Genomic DNA, 15,584 nt, shown 5'->3' with positions numbered 1-15,584 from the left:
CCGCCGCATGGAAGCTGCATGTGCAGTGACGAGTTGCAGCAGGCGCGGAAGGCTCTCAGGGCAGACCGGCGGGCTGCCGCTGTCTGACGGGGACGCGGCTCGTCTGAGGGCCTCGCACCGCGTTGGCGGTTCGGGGCCCTCAGTAGGTGTCGTCGTACCGAACCCGAGGACAGCGTTTCTGCTGGTCAGGCATAGGGGTGGCGATCTGGTGGGAGTGGTGGCCTGTCGTGTCATCGTTCCTGGGGAGGTCGTGGATGCCGTCGGTCGTGCGGTTGCTCGAACAGCGTGAGCTGGGTGCTCGCCGTCGTGTGGACGGGCTGCGGGACGAGGCTGACCGCGTCCAGGCCGAGCTGGCCGTGGCCGAGCGGGAATGGCAGGAGTGGGATATCGCCCGCTCGCGGGTCGGGGAGGTGCTGGGTCCGGCGGGCGAGACCGAAGATCACCCGGACCGAACGGACGGTGCCGGCCCAGCGGCAGGCAGAGGAGGCATCATCGGCGTCGAGGGCCGCGAAGCCGAAATCGCAGGTGCCGGTGTAGCGTGAGGGGCTGGACGCGTCTGTGCTGTCGATGGACTACCAGCGCATCCTGCGGGCCCTCGCGGACCGGCAGCGCCTCCGTCAAGGGCCGTTGACCTGCCGGGAGATGGCCGTCTTGTTCCGCCTGGAGGCGGTGCCGGCGAAGGTGGAGGCGCTGCGGTCGAAGGCGAACCGGCTGGTCGCGCGGGGCTGGCTGTCCGAGCGGCAGCCGGGCCGCTTCACGCTCGCGCCGGATGTGACCGGGCCAGGCGGCGGGTCATGATCATGGTCATCGACCAGTCGCATCGGCGCCGGTGGTGCGGCGTTCGAAGTCGCTCACCAGACGGCGGCTTCGCATCAGGTGGGCGAAGAGACGCTCGACGATCCACCGCTTGGGCAGCACCACGAAGCCCCGCGTGTCGTCGCTGCGCTTGACGATCGCCAGGACCAGGGCGAACGCGGCCAGGCAGTGCTCGACGAGGCTGCCGGTGTAGCCGCCGTCGGCCCAGACGAGTTCCAGCCGGTGGCGGACGTCGGTCACGATGAGCATCGTGACCCACTCGACCAGGGCGTGCGGGAGGTCGAGTGCGGCAGGAAAGGGACCCAACAGGGCTCCTGTGCCGACGGGTTGAGACTTCGAACACCTCCCTCAACGGCACAAGAGCCCTGTGCGTTGCGAACCCCTCCCTCACCCCAGCCCCGTCACCCGATCAGTGGCCACACTGAAAACGCTCAGTGGGAGGCCCGGCGCGCCGAACAGGCCGCTGCCGCCACCCGCCTCCAGCACCGGCGGCATCCCCGGCGACGGCGGGCCGGCCGTGGCCCGACTGCTGACCGTCCCGGCGCAGGGGGCGGGCCATAGGAATGCGACGTGGGCCCCGGCGGGGTCAGCGGCCGGGGACGGTCAGATGCGGCGGGGTTCGATGAGTACCTCGGGTGAGGAGGAGCGCACGACGCTGGCGGCGGGGACGATGCTGCTTCCCATGCAGACGCTCGCCGCGATGGTCGAGTGCCGGCCCACGGCGATGCCGGGGCCGAGGGTGATCATGCTGCCGGTCTGAACGTGGTCCCCGATCAGACCCCCGAACTGGGATGTCGTGCACCGGTAGGCCGGCTCGTCGACGGGGCCGCCGTGCTACCAGCACCGGGCCGGGCCGCCTCGTTGGACCCGTTGCTGCGCGGCATCGGGCACGGAGCCGACTGAAGCTCGGACCCGGACGACGGCGTAAGGGGGCACGAGGCACGCCCGCCCCCTCGGGGCGGGGCCGAGGACGCTCCGGGACCGGCGCCGTGGCGGGCCACACGCTCAGCGAGTCGTCTGCGTGCGGTGGTGTCGGTTCTGGGGGGTACGCAGGCGTTCGGGCCAGCGGCCGTTCTTGAGTCGGCGCTGCGCAAGCTGGCCGAGACGATTCGCGCGTCCAGGAGGACGGCAACCCCGATCTGCGGGTGGCGGCCGGGGTGATGACCGGGTGCGACCGCTCCAACTACGCGAGAGTCGTCGCCGCGACGCTGCGCCGGGACTTCCCCGAGGCGATCGCCGCCGCCGCCCGCCGCAACGTTCGGGTCGCCCCCGCCGCCGAGGACCACCTGCCTGTCGGGGTCACCGACCCGAAGGGCACCACCACCAGCGACTACGACCAGCTCGCCCGCCTGCTCCTGCCCGTGAAGGGGGCCACTCTCTCATGCCCAAGATCTCCACCGCCTCCGGCTCCGGCACCGCGAACGGCTCCGGTGCTGCCAGCGGATCCCCGACCACCGGGGGCAGCGCGATCCTCGGCAAGCTGATCGGCGGACAGCGGCTGGTCGGGAAGAAGGAGAAGGTCCCGGCCTACGTGACCGCCGAGACGTTGAACCGGCTGAGGAACACCGTCGTCGCCCTGCAGAAGTTCGACGACGAGGACGCCGAGGTGCCCGTGTCGCTCTCCTCCTACGTGGAGGAGGCGATCCTTGCCGCGCTCGACCGCGACGAGCGCGAGTACAACGACGGCAAGCCGTTCAAGCAGCGCCGCCAGCGCAACCTGAGAACCGGCCCGCCCGTCCAGCGGTAGCGCCAGCAGCAAGCGGGGCCCGCCGACCGGCCGGGCCCCGCTTGCTGCGTTCCGCAGGTCAGATACGCGGTCGCCTCTTTTTGCGCCTGGATGCTCCATCTAGGGTCGGGGCCCATGGAGAACCTGACCGGCCCGCGCCGCGGCCGCTTACAGACCCAACCGAGCGAAGCCGTGCGGGAGGAGACGGAGGTCACCTCCCGGCTCGCCACGGAAGCCGAACTGGAGGCCCTGGGGTACACGGGCCGCGTCCTCGTCATGCAGATCATCCGAACCACGTTCAGGGCCGACGGCACGCCCATCGGCAAGACCATGACCATCCAGGGCGGAAGCACACCGCTCGTGTGGGAACCGAGGCTGGCGGACGTGGAGGACGAGGAGGCGTACCTGGTGCCCTCCGCTCCAACGGTGCCAGCGCCCCGGGGCCCGGCCAAGGTGGTACGGACGTACCTGGTCGGCATGGAGGATTCGCCGCTGACGAAGATCGGTCAGACCACCGGCACGCTCAAGTCCCGGCTGGCCCAGCTCCAGACCGGCCAGCCTGCCCAGCTCCTGCCGCTCCTGGATGTCGAAGGCGACTACGAAGCCGCGCTGCACGCGCGGTTCGCGGGGTACCGCGTGCGCGGGGAGTGGTTCGACCTGACGCCCCTCGGTGATCCCGCCACGGCCGTCACGGACGCGCTCGCGGCACTGGGGCTTGACATCCGCCTCGAGGAACAGGGCGATGCCTCCTACCAGGTGCCGCTGGACTTCTGACTCTGCAAGCAGGCCGGCATCGGCGCACACCGATGCCGACCTAGGCGCTCAAGGCCGTCCTGCACCGAGGTGGTTCGTCGCCTTCCTCACACCACGCGAGCGCGGCAAGAGGGGGCCGGATCCCCCTTGCCGCCGCCCCGGGGCTTCGTCAGCTGCTCGCGGAGGTGACCTGCGGGGCAGGCTCGTGCTTGAAGTTGGCCTGGCCGAAGTTCTTCTTCACGGCCGCGTCCCAGGAGCCGTCCTGGACCATCTTCTTGAGGGCGGCGTTGATCTTGGCGTGCAGATCCTTGTTGCCCTTCTTGATGCCGATGCCGTAGCTCTCGTTGCTCAGGCTCAGCCCGACGAGCCGGAACTTGCCCGTGTTGCCCTTCTGGGCGGCGTAGCCGGCCAGGATCGCGTTGTCCGTGGTCATGGCGTCGACCAGGCCGTCCTGGAGGGCGATCACGCACTCCGAGTAGCCGTCGAGCTCGAGCAGGCTGGCCTTCGGCGCCAGGTTCTGCTTGATGTTCTGCGCCGAGGTGGAGCCGGTGACCGAGCAGAGCCTCTTGTTGTTGAGGTCCTCGGCCTTGGCGATCGTGGTGTCGTCGGCGCGCACGAGCAGGTCCTGGTGGGCCGTGAAGTAAGGGCCCGCGAAGTCGACCTTCTCCCGACGCTTGTCGTTGATCGAGTAGCTCGCGGCGACGAACTTGACCTCGTTGTACTGGAGCAGCAGCTCCCGGTCGGAGCTGTCGACCTTCTTGAACTCGATCTGCTCCGCCTTGTAGCCGAGCTCCTTGGCGATGTACCTGGAGACGTCCACGTCGAAGCCGGAGAAGGTGCCGCCGGCCTCGCGCAGGCCGACACCGGGCTGGTCGAACTTGATGCCGATGGAGAGGGTCCCCTTGGGTCCTCCATCGCCGCCGCAGCCGGTGGCGGTCAGGGCGAGGCCGACCACCACGGCCATCGCACCAGCCTTGGGGACCTTCATGTTGCAACTCTTTCCTCGGGGACGCGGGGCGCGGAGCAGGATCGCCGGTGCGCGTGGAAACCGCGGGGTACGTGAAAAGCGTCGAGACGCGGTACGAGGAAGCTAGGAATGCCGCCGCCGCGGTGTCACTGGAATTGAGCGAAATTTGAGGTAACGATCCGGCGCGACCGGCGTTTCTGCGTCCATTATGGCTTCGAACGGGATAAAGGGGGCGTCCGCGGCAAGGTCGGGCCAGCCGCACCTGCTGGCACGGCTTGCACAGCGGGTTTCCCTGCGTCGTACCGGGCCGTCGTCCGTGGACTACTGGGTTACCGGCGGGACACCTTCCGGCCAGACGCCGTTCTCTATCGCCGAGGCCCTGTCGAGAAGGAGGAAGCGGCGGGTGACGGTCGCCGAGATCGGTCTAGGCTCCGCTGTCATCGGTGGGGCCCTGGAAGCCGATCCGCTGGCCGCCATCGCCGATCTCGGGAGATCCGTCATGCAACGACGCCGCGACTTCCTTGGCGCCGCGTTCACCGCCGCCGCCGTCGGCCTGCCCTTGGCCTACGACCACGAAGCGGTCTCCGCAACGCTCAAGGCGGCCGAGGCCGGCGGCAGGGTCAGCCCCGCCGAGGTGACGACGGTCCGGCAGCTCACCGAGACGTTCCGCAGCGTGGACGAACGGATGGGCGACGGCCACGGCCTGACCACCATCACTGCCTATCTGACCGACACCGTCGCGCCGATGCTGACCACCCGGTTCCCCTCCACCGCGGTCCGCTCCGAGGCGTTCGGGGCGGCGGCCCAGCTGGCTTGCCTGATCGGCTGGAAACACCACGACCTCGGCCGGAGGGCGCCGCCCAGCGCTACTACCTGCTGGGCTACCAGCTCGCCTGTGAGGCCGACCCGAACGGCCACGCCGCGTGGATGATGCGGGCCCTCACCCACCAGGCCCTCGACCTCGGCCACCCCCGCTCATGTCCGGAGCTGGCCGAAGCCGCGCTGCACCGCGCTCGGGAAAGGTCGACCGGCAAACCGAAGCCCTGCTGCTGGTGACGTGCGCCAGGGCGTACGGGGCCGGCGGCCAGGGCGCCAAAGCGGCGCGTGCGCTGCTGGCGGCCGAGGACGCCGTGACGGACACGCGGGACCCGGTCCCCGCCTACGCCGCCGCCTCGGGGCCGGTGGCGGCCACGGTCGCCTCACACATGGGCAAGACCCTGACCGCGATGAAAGACCACACGGCGGCCGAACGGCACTACCGGCGGGCCCTGACAGGCCGCGCACCGGGCACATACCGGCTCAAGCACGGGCTGACCATGGCCAACCTGGGGCGGTCGGTGGCCGGGCAGCACCGCTATGAGGAAGCCGTGGGCCCGATCGTTGGATTCATGGCCCGTGTGGTTTCCGACCGCAACAGGCAGGCGGTCAAGGAGATCCAGGCAGCGGCGGGCCGGTACCGCAAGCGCGGTGTGGCCGGCGCCGGGAGCCTGAAGCAGCGCGCTACCGAACTGCTGAGGAACAAGGCGTGAGAGGAACAAACAGCGCAATGCCGAAGATCGGGGTTGTGGTCCTGACCATGGGAGATCGGCCCGCAGAACTGGGGGCCCTGCTGGACTCGGTGGCCGCTCAGGAAGGCGATCCGGCAACTGTCGTGGTCCTCGGCCAGGGCGTGAAACTCCCGCCCCTGCCGGACGGCGTGGACGGCGTGGAGCTGCCGGAGAACCTGGGCATCCCCGGCGGCCGGAACGCCGGCGTGGCCTGGCTGCGCGAGCGGGGCGGCGTGGACGTCGTGGTGGTCCTGGACGACGACGGGCTGCTCCCCCGCACCGACACCTTCCGGCTGGTCCGGGAAGCGTTCGCCGACAACCCGCGTTTGGGTATCGCCGGGTTCCGCATCACGGACGAGACCGGAGCGAGCCAGCGCAGGCACGTCCCCCGCCTGGGCGGCAAGAACCCGCTGGTGTCCGGGCCGGTGACGACGTTCCTCGGCGGCGGCCACGCCATCCGCATCAGCGTGATCGACCAGGTAGGCGACTTCCCCACCCCATTCTTCTACGCCCACGAGGAAACCGATTTCGCCTGGCGGGCGCTGGACGCCGGATGGGAGATCGACTACCGGGCCGACATGGTGCTCCAACACCCCCGCACCGAGGCATCCCGGCACAAGGTGTACTACCGCAACACCGGCCGCAACCGGGTCTGGCTGGCCAAACGGCACCTGCCCACCGCCCTCGTCCCGGTCTACCTCGCGACGTGGGCCGCGTACACCCTCGCGCAGCGACCCCCGCTGTCCGGCCTGGCCGCCTGGTGGGCCGGCTTCTACGAAGGAGTACGCGTGCCGTGCCCGCCGAGGCGGCCCCTGCGATGGCGGACGGTATGGCGGATGACCCGACTGGGCCGCCCCCCGGTGATCTGACGCCCCGAGCTAGCCGGGGCACCCCGGCTGGCTCGGGAGAGCGCCCACGAAGCCGTGGGGCTGCGCGCTGCCGGACAAGAGTGGGAGTTCCACCCGTCCCGGGCACCATGCGCCGGAGGCCCTGGTGTCTGGAGCCCGTCTGTCCCTCGGCGACCTCTACCAGCACTTCAGCCGTGCCATGCCGCGTTCGACAGGGGCCCGGGTCTGCGCGAGGGCGCGGTTGACAGTGCGCCGAGTGGGAGTGAGCTCCCCGCCGGGCGGTCGTTTGAGGCTGGTGGTGACCCAGGGGCCGGCGCCCGTGTAGGCGCGATCGGCGAGGATCGGGACGCCCTGACGCTCGCAGATCCGGATGATGCGGTGGGTGCGGGCGGCGGTCAAGCCGTGGGTGCGGCCCGGCAGCGCGGGCGAGAGTCACAGCAGCCGGCCGTCGGGATCGGTGACGACCTGGACGTTCACGCCGTGCCGGCGGTGCTTGGGCGAGTAGTCCGCCTGGCTGTCGCCGACGCGGTCGCACTCAGTGAGGGTCCCGTCCAGCAGGACGAACTCCGGATCGTGCTCGCGCAGAGTCTTGAGCAGGCCGGGAGCCCGTTCGGCGAGCAGGTCGGTCACGGCCGCGACATACGCGTGAGCAGTGCCGACAGACATCCCGAAGCCGGATGCGATGCGGGAGAGGGTGTCGTGGCGGCGTAAGTACACCAGAGCGACGAGCGCACGCCGGTGCGGCGGGAGTTTGCACCGTCGGTCACCCTCACGGGCGACGATGAGCATCGTGACCCACTCGACCAGGGCGTGCGGGAGGTCGAGTGCGGCAGGATACGGAACCAACAGGGCTCCTGCGCAGATGGGTTGATAATTCGAACACCTCCCTCAACGGCACGGGAGCCTGTGCGTTGCGAACCCCTCCCTCACCCCAGCCCCGTCACCCGATCAGTGGCCACGCTGAAAACGCTCACTGTTTCCCGGGCTCGATCAAGCAGATTCGCCATTACATGGGATGGTATGAGTTATTTCCTGCGTATTCCCCTATCGTGGTGAATTGGAGGATGGTAGACGGGAAATGCTGGACTTCGAGCAGGAGGTTCGTCATGACCTGTCCGCCGCCGGTCGATGCGCGTAAAGCGCTTGATTTCCTCAGGAGTAGTGGTCTGGTCGATCTCAGTGTTCCCCTGGAGCGCGTGGTCGGTCAGGTCAGTCAGCTGGACGATGTCGCGGGCTACGTACTGGCCTGGGAACGCTACGTCCTGGTCGTCGCCAACGAAGTAGCGGACGCGGCCACGCCCTCGGACAGCTGACCCTGACCAGCCCTCATAAAGGTGACTGCCGGGAGGATTCGATGATGGAACCAGAAGCGCCCGGCGTCCAGTCATCTCGAAGGCGCGCGGTGGAAGACCGGGCTGTTGCCTGGCTCGCTGCGCGCCGGGGACTGCTGGACCCCCGCACCACCCAGCCGGACCGTGTGCTGTTCACTCGCAAAGCGCTGATCGAGACGGCCTTTCTGGTGGGGTTGCGTGCCCGGCTCGACGACGCACCTCTCGCCGGCGACTTCGCGGCCATCTTCGAGCAGGTCGAGGGCATCGCTGCCCAGCCTTCGTACCGCGAGATGATCGCGCGGGACGAACAGGCCCTCCTGCTGTACGCGGGAACATACGCTGCGCTTCGGCTGTGCGGCCGTGAGGACCCGGAGTTTCGGCGCATCATCCAACATGCTGTCGACGGCGGGTACGCAGCAGCGTTCGAGCGGGTCCCCTACCGGCAGCTGGACCTGATCCACACCTTGTACCTGTGCGGCGTCGAACACGATCTGCCGCCCATGGACGCGGTTCTGCCGTTCACCCTCCTGTGTCGGCGCCCGAACGTCCTCAAGCTGGCCGACCGCGACATCTACGCCATCACCCACACGCTCTTCTACGCAACCGACTTCGGTCAGCGGAAGCCGGCATGGCCCCGCGGCCACGACTCCGGCAGGGCTGTCGAACTCATCGAAGCGCTCCTTGTCCTGGCCGAAGCCCGTGCCAACGCGGACCTCGTCGGGGAGCTGCTGTGCTGCCTGTACTGCCTTGGCGTCACCGCCTCCGAGGCGGCGGACCGGGCATGGGCCTTCCTGGAATCGGTGCAGGAAGACAACGGCCGCGTGAACGGGCCCGAAGGCATCATCCACCCCGGACTGAACAGTGGTGACGAGGAGTTCCGGCACTGGGCAGAGGGCTACCACACCACCATCGTCACCGCCCTCGCCGGCCTACTGGCACGAATCCCCCGACGTGTGGACAGCCCCCGCCCGACTCTCCCGACTCCAGACGTGCCCCTGGTGTCGCCCCTGCGGCGCGCCGTGGTGTGGTTGTGCGACCGAAGCATGGCGCAGGACCCCCGTGTGGGGTTTGCCGGAGTCACGGCCGCTGCCCTCGGGGCCGCCGCAATCGGAGAACACCACCTTGCCCGGCCGGCCCTCAAACACTGCGCAGCGCTCCTCGCCGACGCGGACCCGGGCCTCTGGCAGGAGCAGGGCATGGAAGTCGCCGGTGAGTTCGCCCTGGCTCTGCGCGGAGCGGGAGTCGGCTGCCCGTCCCTGGACGCCTTCCTCACGAACACCGCCGATGTCGTCAGTTCACTTCCCACCGTGCCTGCCGACGTTGCGGAAGGGGTTCATCGACTGATCAGCCTCGGCTTCCTCAGCCCATCGACTGCCGCAGCCATCCCCCGGGCGTCCACACCACATGGGCAGAGGTCGCGCCTTCTGCAGTCCGCTGCGTCCCTGCGCGAAGCCACAGAGACCTACCACCTCGGTCAACTCGCCGGAACCGTACGTACCCTCGCCCGGGAAGGATGGGGCCGGCACCGCATCACCCAGGACGCCATTGCCTTCCTCCTCGCCCAGCAAGACACCGACGGAGCATTCGGCTACCACGCCAGCGACGATCCCTCCACGCGGCAACAGGCCCAGTGCTCCTGGACCCGAAGTGCAGTAATCGCCCTCGCCGCCACGATGGCTCTGTGAATCGAACGGTGCAAGGAGGATGGCTGGGGCCCTTGCCCGGGATGTCGAGGGTGACCGCGGTCTCCGGTGCGGGGTGTCCTGGTGATCGGCGGTGTGCTCGGGCATGAGGTCGGCGACGGCAGGGCGGATGGCGCCGCGGCTGACGTGGTGCCTGATCGCGGATGCGCAGGGCGAGGCGGTCGCGGTGGAAGGCGTTGAGCACGTCGAGGATGTAGCGACCGGATGCCCCTGGCAGTGAGCTCGATGGCGCCGGTCGCCTCGCCGGATCTTCCCCCTTTTTTGCCCGAGCGCGGCAAAACATCGCAGGCATGCAAGGGCGGGTTCACCCACGAGGCAGGCGATGAGCGATATACGGAGCGGCGGAATGCGTGATGCACCATACGGCCAGTCGCCATGGATTCAATTTTTTTAGCACGCGGTAGACGGTTTTTCGACCACGAATTCGGTCTCCACCAGGGGCTTCCGGTGCTTGTCTAACCGTCGGACGTGTCCATTTCCGTCTTGCGCTTCCTGTCCGCCGGCGCCGCCAAGAGATCGGTACCCACTGGCGGCGCCTGACTGTCGGCCGGCCGACGCAGCTCGCTCTCACCCCTCTTGGCCGATCCCTTCGGCCCGCTGTTGAGGGCCTCACCGGCCCTCACCGGCCCTGCCCGGCGCTGGCCGCGACGTCCGCGCGGCCCGCGTGCAACGGCATCGAGGCCCTCGCCCGGGGCGTACCGCCCATCCGGTCGCGGCGCGGGCGCCGTCAACTCAAGCCCGCCAAAGTGCACGCGGACAAGGGATACGACTACGCCCACCTGCGAAAATGGTTACGCGTACGCGGCATCACACACCGCATCGCCCGCAAGGGCATCGAGTCTTCGCAGCGGCTGGGCCGCCATCGCTGGACCATCGAACGGACCATGGCCTGGCTCGCTGGCTGCCGCCGCCTCCACCGCCGCTACGAACGCAAAGCCGAACACTTCCTCGCCTTCACCAGCATCGCGTGCACCCTCATCTGCTACCGCAGACTGACCAAATGAGATGACTCCTTAAGGGACATCACCCCGCCACACGAAGCAGCCGCCCGGAGCCTGCTTCGGCCGGCTCGTAGTCGGACCTGCCGCCCGGTCCGAAGGCGCAGTGATCCTCAGCTGGCAGGTCCCGGGCGCCACGCCGAGGAGAACAGGGCGTCGGCGACGGCGACGGCGACGGCGACGGCCGCAACGTAGGCCAACTCCGACCGACGAGCCCACCACGACTGCTGCTTCAGCGAGACGGAGTTGAGGCGGCCGCTTGCGCGCACCGTCCTCTCCGAAGAGTTTGAAGATGCCAGCCGCGGACCCGTCGCTCCGGACCGGCGTTTCGTTTCGCGTCCGGATTCTCGATTACCTCTCGCATCCGGAACACCACACTTCCGGGCCCGTAGTGCGCGGTTATGCAGATCCAGTAGCCTTTGGCACCGCCGCCGCATCCGCATACTGCCCCCACATATGCGCCACCAACAGAATGTCATGCTCGCGTCGCTCGACGCTGCCCCCCACCACGCGCGGCACACCTCTTCCCCACGGAGGCACCATGAGATCCCCACTCGCCTCGCGGCGCCAGCGCGTCGCGGCACCCGTACTCCTCCTGTCCGCCCTGCTCGCCCTGCTCGCCCTGGTCATCGTCCCCGCCGCCCATGGGTACAACGAAAGCACCTCGGCGTGTGCGCTCCAGGGGACGACCGGTTACACCGACGAGGGCCAGCAAACCGACTACAACCGGTTCCAGCGACCGGTGGGCACCAAGCGCGTGGGCGTGATTTACGTCGACTTCCCCGACGCCGTCGGGACCGCCACGCCTCTGGATCGTTACTACAACCAAATATCCGGCGCCGCCGACTGGATGTGGAAGGCATCCACTGGCAGAGCGTGGCTGGACATGCGAGCCCCGTACGGCAACTGGGTGCGCATGCCGAAGAACTCCACCGACTACAACTGGGCACGCGGGTTCTCCTGGGAAACGCACCGGGCGTATCTGAAGGACGCGGTCGCCGGTGCTGCCGGCGCAGGCGTCAACCTGAGCGACTACGACATGTTCTACGTCGTGCCGACCAGTACCGCGGCCGCGATCACCCACACCCCCACCTGGGTTCAGGACCCCGCCAACCCGACCTGGGTCTGGAACAAGGCGACGAACGCCTGGGTGATGATCAAGTGGGCGGTGACCTTCGGACAGGACATGTGGCACTGGGGCCACAAGGTCGCCGACCACGAGACCGGTCACACCTTCGGCCTGCCCGACCTCTACGCCTTCAACGGCGAACAGCACCAGTACGTCGGGGGCTGGGATGTCATGGGCAACGTGAGGGGACCGGCCCCGCAGTTCCTCGGCTGGCACACGTGGAAGCTCGGGTGGATCGCCGACAGCCAGGTCTCCTGCCTGTCGGCGAACGGCACGTACTCCGCCAACCTGAACGGGGTGGAATACGGAGGCAGCGGCTACAAACTGGCAGTGATCAAGACCAGCGCCACCACGGCCTACGTCGCCGAGTCCCGCAAGGCGGCCAACAACGACTCCAACGCCTGTGCCACCGGCGTACTGATCTACAAGATCGACACCTCGGTCGCCAGCGGCAGCGGACCGGTCCGCGTGATGAGCAACCCCAAAGCCGCTGCACCCACCGGGAACTGCACCACCCTGGACATGCAGACCTGGAAACCCGGCCAGACATTCCAAGACGACACTGCCCGCATCCGGATCCACGTGAACGGCTCCGACGCGTACAACGACACGGTCTGGACCTACAAGTGGTGACCGCCTAGCGCGGAAATGCCTCTGGGCTGCCCGCCGGAAGTCGGCGGGCAGCCATCTGGTCGTACTGCTGGGCGAGTTCTCGGCGGATCGGGCGAGTCAGCGGCCCGTGCGAGCCGCGGGCAGGCGTCCGGTCCGCCGGCCACCGGCCGGTACTTGACCTTGTTGATGCGCTTGATCCGGGGCAGCAGGTCGACGTTCGGCAGGACGTGGGTGGAGTCGGAGGCGACCCCGTCCAGGCAGCCGGTCCGCAGCCGCCCCGGCGCGGCCGCGGCGTTGAGGGCGCATGAGGGGCAGGGTCCAGCGCCACGTCAGACGTTGAGGTGGCCGCTGTTCGTGCTGGGGCAACGGCCTCGAGACAGTAGGAGTTCTGCTTGCGCTCGCGTCGAAGGCCAGGCGCCCTGGTTCTGGGGGCGCCTGGCCTTTGCACAACACGTCGCCGCTGCCGCTTCCACGACGTCGCTGACCACGTCATGGCCGCGACCATCAGCACGGCGTGAACACTCCGCGTGCCGTCTCGCGGGGCGGCCGGGTTGCGGTGTCGCGTGCACGCGCCGGGTTCACCCCTTCGTCAAACGCACCATGTCTCCCGTCCTGCCACCCGCGATGACGTCGATCCGGACGCCGGTCGCGGGATCGGTGAAGCTCTGCCCGGGGGCGTACGCGGCGAGGTCCAGCGGGGTGCAACCGGTGGGCGGTACGGCGATCGCGTTCGCGTTCATGACCCGCACCGGGCCCTCGCCGGTCGGGGTGGCGGAGTCGACCCGGTAGATGAGCACGCCGGTGGAACAGGCGGTGGCGTCGTTGCCCTCGGCACGGCGGGACTCCGCGACGTACGCCGTCGTCTCGCCGGTGCGCAGCACGGCGATCTTGGTTCCGCCCGGCCGTTCCACCGGGGTGAGGCGTACGGTGCGGCGGCCGGCGGCGGGCAGGCAGGCGACTTGGGCGTCGCTGGTCCAGCCCAGCTTCCAGGAGTGCCAGCCGAGATACTGCGGGGCGTGGCCGGCGATGTTGCCCATGACGTCCCAGCCGCCTGCGTACTGATGGGTGGCGCCTGTGAAGGAGTACAGGTCAGGCAAGCCGAAGGTGTGCGCGGTCTCGTGGGCTGCGACCTTGTGGCCCCAGCGCCACATGTCCTGGCCGAAGGTGACGGCCCACTTCAGGCGGGTGCCGTCGGCGGTGATGCCGGGTGTGGCCGGGTCGTGGAGGTAGGTCGGGGAGAAGGGGATGGCGGTGGCCGTCCTGGCGGGGACGACGAGGACCATGTCGTACCGGGAGAAGTCCACCTGCGGGTCGGCGGCCGTGACCGCGTCGCGGAGGTACTTCTCGTGGGCCTCGAAGGTGAGGCCGCGCGCAAAGCCGTAGGACGTGGAGTCGGCGGGCATCCGGATCCAGCGGTCCATCGTGGTGTACTCCAGTCGCAGGCGGCCGTGGCTCGCGCGGCTCATCCAGTCGGCGGCCGGCGCCAGGTGGGCGGCGTACGGCTCGGTGTGGTCGGTGGCCGGGGCGTCGGGGAAGTCCACGAACAGCGTCAGGACGCGGCGGGTTCCCGTGGCGGGCTGGAACCGGTTCCGGTCGGTGTCGTGGCCCTCGTCGGTCCAGCCGGTCCTGCCAGGGAGTGCGCAATCGGCGGCGGGGGCCGGGGCGGCCGGGGTGGCGACCGCGGTGGGGACGGAAAGGCAGGAGATGATGACGACTGCGGCGGCGAGGGGACGCAGGCGGTGAAGCTGGTTGGTGGTCATGTCTCTCCCGTCGAGGCAGGTGGTGTGGGTGGGCGGTGGAGGGGTGCGGGTGTTGTGTCCGGCGTGCTACGCGCGGCCCGCGGCGAGGTCCATCAGCCGGGACAGCACGCGGCCGCCGGAGGCGGTGACACCGTCGTGCTCCCATTCGTTGGTGACCCACACCCGGGTGGCGCCGACTTCGCGTGCGGTGCGCAGGGAGAGCCCTGCGTCGACGTACATGTCGTCGTGGTAGACGAGCGCGGCGAGCGGGACCTGGTTGGCGGCGAGGTGGCGAGGGTCGTACAGCGGCGGCCAGTCGGGGCGTTCGGCGAGCAGTTCGGCGGCGTCGGCGAAGGGACGCAGGCTCCTGATCTCGCGGAACATCCAGGGGTAGATCATCTCTCCGGTGAGCAGGAGGGGGTCGGCCTCCCCGTCGAACTCGGGGATGGCCTCCATGGCCCTGGACGCCGCCCAGCCGGTCGGCCCGGCGCCCTGTCCGTACAGGGTCTCCTGCATGACGGCGAAGAGGGGGTTGTCGGTGAAGCCGGTCAGTGCCATCACCTGATGCAGGAACGTGTCGGTCAGCTCCCCGTCTTCGTCGAAGGCTTCGTCGAGGAGCCAGTGGATCCGCTCGAAGCCGTCGCCCATGCCGAGGACGAGGCCGAGCGTGCGCAAGCGGTGGGGGGTGAGCCGGTCTCCGTCGGGCAGGCGTACGTCGGTCGCCGTCAGGAGCCGGGCGATCCCGTGCAGCCGGGCGGCATCGTCCGGGTAGCGGGCATAGCAGGAGAGCACGCGGTCCCGGACACGGGGGTAGGTGCACGCGTACACGTCGTCGGCGGTGGCCGAGAGGCCGGGGAGGCCGCCGGTCACGTAGCACGCCCGCAGCCCTTCGGGGGCCCGGGACAGGTAGGTGAGGGTGATGAAGCCGCCGTAGCTCTGGCCCAGCGTCTCCCAGGGCTCGTCGCCGCACAGCTGCCGGCGGATCAGTTCGGCGTCCGCGACGATCGAGTCGGCGCGGAAGTGGGCGAGATGGGCGGCGAGCCGGGCCGGTGATGCGAAGCGGGCGGCCGTTCTGGCGGTGACGGGGGTGGAGCGGCCGGTGCCGCGTTGGTCGAGGAGGAGGACCCGGTGGGTCTTGAGCGCCTCGGGCAGCCAACCGGGTGAACCTGCGGACGGCCGGGGGGACTTTCCGCCGGGGCCACCCTGCAGGTAGAGCAGCCATGGCAGTTGCCGGCCCCCATCGCCCGTCCGGCCCTGATCGGTGACCTCCCGGGCGAAGACTCGGATGGTCGGGCCGTGCGGGTCCGAGTGGTCCAGCGGCACGGTGAAGACGTGGTCGACGGTCGCGTACGCGGGGTTCATAGGGTCTGGCCCTTTCACGGCCGAAGGGCCGCGTAGTGACATGTGACATTACA

General features: G+C 69.3%; 14 protein-coding genes and 3 pseudogenes. 10 read left to right on the top strand and 7 right to left on the bottom strand.

Annotated features, from left to right (window positions below):
• Positions 1-254: 254 nt before the first annotated feature.
• A pseudogene (locus ACSHWO_RS38155) lies at positions 255-798 on the top strand (hypothetical protein).
• 6 nt (positions 799-804) lie between these two features.
• On the opposite strand, the gene ACSHWO_RS38150 reads toward ACSHWO_RS38155, so the two are convergent.
• Positions 805-1,065, bottom strand: coding sequence for a transposase (locus ACSHWO_RS38150; protein WP_438319844.1), 261 nt, complete (start codon positions 1,063-1,065; stop codon positions 805-807).
• A gap of 354 nt (positions 1,066-1,419) precedes the next feature.
• Positions 1,420-1,563 carry a hypothetical protein gene (locus tag ACSHWO_RS38145; protein ID WP_438319823.1) on the bottom strand — a complete coding sequence of 48 codons (144 nt, stop codon included), beginning with the start codon at positions 1,561-1,563 and terminating at the stop codon, positions 1,420-1,422.
• A gap of 634 nt (positions 1,564-2,197) precedes the next feature.
• Here ACSHWO_RS38145 and ACSHWO_RS38140 point away from each other — a divergent pair.
• Positions 2,198-2,563 carry a hypothetical protein gene (locus tag ACSHWO_RS38140; protein ID WP_438319822.1) on the top strand — a complete coding sequence of 122 codons (366 nt, stop codon included), beginning with the start codon at positions 2,198-2,200 and terminating at the stop codon, positions 2,561-2,563.
• Positions 2,564-2,677: 114 nt separating this feature from the next.
• Positions 2,678-3,316, top strand: coding sequence for a GIY-YIG nuclease family protein (locus ACSHWO_RS38135; protein WP_438319821.1), 639 nt, complete (start codon positions 2,678-2,680; stop codon positions 3,314-3,316).
• A 148-nt stretch (positions 3,317-3,464) separates the two neighbouring features.
• On the opposite strand, the gene ACSHWO_RS38130 is transcribed toward ACSHWO_RS38135, so the two are convergent.
• Complete coding sequence (locus ACSHWO_RS38130; protein ID WP_438319820.1) at positions 3,465-4,283, bottom strand: glutamate ABC transporter substrate-binding protein; 819 nt, start codon at positions 4,281-4,283, stop codon at positions 3,465-3,467.
• 382 nt (positions 4,284-4,665) lie between these two features.
• On the opposite strand from ACSHWO_RS38130, the gene ACSHWO_RS38125 reads away from it, so the two are divergent.
• The 3 genes from ACSHWO_RS38125 (at position 4,666) to ACSHWO_RS38115 (ending at position 6,678) form a co-directional block, all read left to right on the top strand.
• Positions 4,666-5,193 (top strand): hypothetical protein, encoded by a 528-nt coding sequence (locus tag ACSHWO_RS38125; RefSeq protein ID WP_438319819.1) that lies wholly within the window; start codon positions 4,666-4,668, stop codon positions 5,191-5,193.
• A 121-nt stretch (positions 5,194-5,314) separates the two neighbouring features.
• Positions 5,315-5,791 (top strand): tetratricopeptide repeat protein, encoded by a 477-nt coding sequence (locus ACSHWO_RS38120; protein WP_438319818.1) that lies wholly within the window; start codon positions 5,315-5,317, stop codon positions 5,789-5,791.
• 17 nt (positions 5,792-5,808) lie between these two features.
• The gene (locus tag ACSHWO_RS38115) at positions 5,809-6,678 is read left to right on the top strand and encodes a glycosyltransferase family 2 protein (RefSeq protein WP_438319817.1); all 870 of its coding nucleotides are present in this window, start codon (positions 5,809-5,811) and stop codon (positions 6,676-6,678) included.
• 159 nt (positions 6,679-6,837) lie between these two features.
• Here the strand turns inward: ACSHWO_RS38115 and ACSHWO_RS38110 are convergent.
• A pseudogene (locus ACSHWO_RS38110) lies at positions 6,838-7,503 on the bottom strand (transposase family protein); the annotation flags it as partial.
• A 260-nt stretch (positions 7,504-7,763) separates the two neighbouring features.
• Between ACSHWO_RS38110 and ACSHWO_RS38105 the strand changes: the two are divergent.
• The 3 genes and pseudogenes from ACSHWO_RS38105 to ACSHWO_RS38095 all read left to right on the top strand — a co-directional run.
• A complete protein-coding gene (locus ACSHWO_RS38105; protein WP_179175349.1) occupies positions 7,764-7,970 on the top strand; it encodes a hypothetical protein in 207 nt (68 codons plus the stop codon).
• 41 nt (positions 7,971-8,011) lie between these two features.
• Positions 8,012-9,673, top strand: coding sequence for a DUF6895 family protein (locus ACSHWO_RS38100; RefSeq protein WP_438319816.1), 1,662 nt, complete (start codon positions 8,012-8,014; stop codon positions 9,671-9,673).
• A 707-nt stretch (positions 9,674-10,380) separates the two neighbouring features.
• Positions 10,381-10,695: pseudogene (locus ACSHWO_RS38095) on the top strand (transposase); the annotation flags it as partial.
• A gap of 107 nt (positions 10,696-10,802) precedes the next feature.
• Here the strand turns inward: ACSHWO_RS38095 and ACSHWO_RS38090 are convergent.
• Positions 10,803-10,958: a hypothetical protein gene (locus ACSHWO_RS38090; protein ID WP_438319815.1), complete on the bottom strand. Its 156-nt coding sequence runs from the start codon at positions 10,956-10,958 to the stop codon at positions 10,803-10,805.
• A gap of 272 nt (positions 10,959-11,230) precedes the next feature.
• Between ACSHWO_RS38090 and ACSHWO_RS38085 the strand changes: the two genes are divergently transcribed.
• A complete protein-coding gene (locus ACSHWO_RS38085) occupies positions 11,231-12,451 on the top strand; it encodes a peptidase M6 (RefSeq protein WP_385849819.1) in 1,221 nt (406 codons plus the stop codon).
• Positions 12,452-13,008: 557 nt separating this feature from the next.
• Here ACSHWO_RS38085 and ACSHWO_RS38080 read toward each other — a convergent pair.
• Positions 13,009-14,190, bottom strand: a complete 1,182-nt coding sequence (locus tag ACSHWO_RS38080; RefSeq protein WP_438319814.1) for a M6 family metalloprotease domain-containing protein — start codon at positions 14,188-14,190, stop codon at positions 13,009-13,011.
• A 66-nt stretch (positions 14,191-14,256) separates the two neighbouring features.
• Positions 14,257-15,531 (bottom strand): alpha/beta fold hydrolase, encoded by a 1,275-nt coding sequence (locus ACSHWO_RS38075; RefSeq protein ID WP_438319813.1) that lies wholly within the window; start codon positions 15,529-15,531, stop codon positions 14,257-14,259.
• Positions 15,532-15,584 lie beyond the last annotated feature (53 nt).

The sequence above is a fragment of the Streptomyces pallidus (ex Mingjun et al. 2026) genome (assembly GCF_051550185.1).
GTDB lineage: Bacteria > Actinomycetota > Actinomycetes > Streptomycetales > Streptomycetaceae > Streptomyces.
Note: the sequence above shows the minus strand (reverse complement) of the source record. Positions and strands in the feature narration are given on the sequence as shown.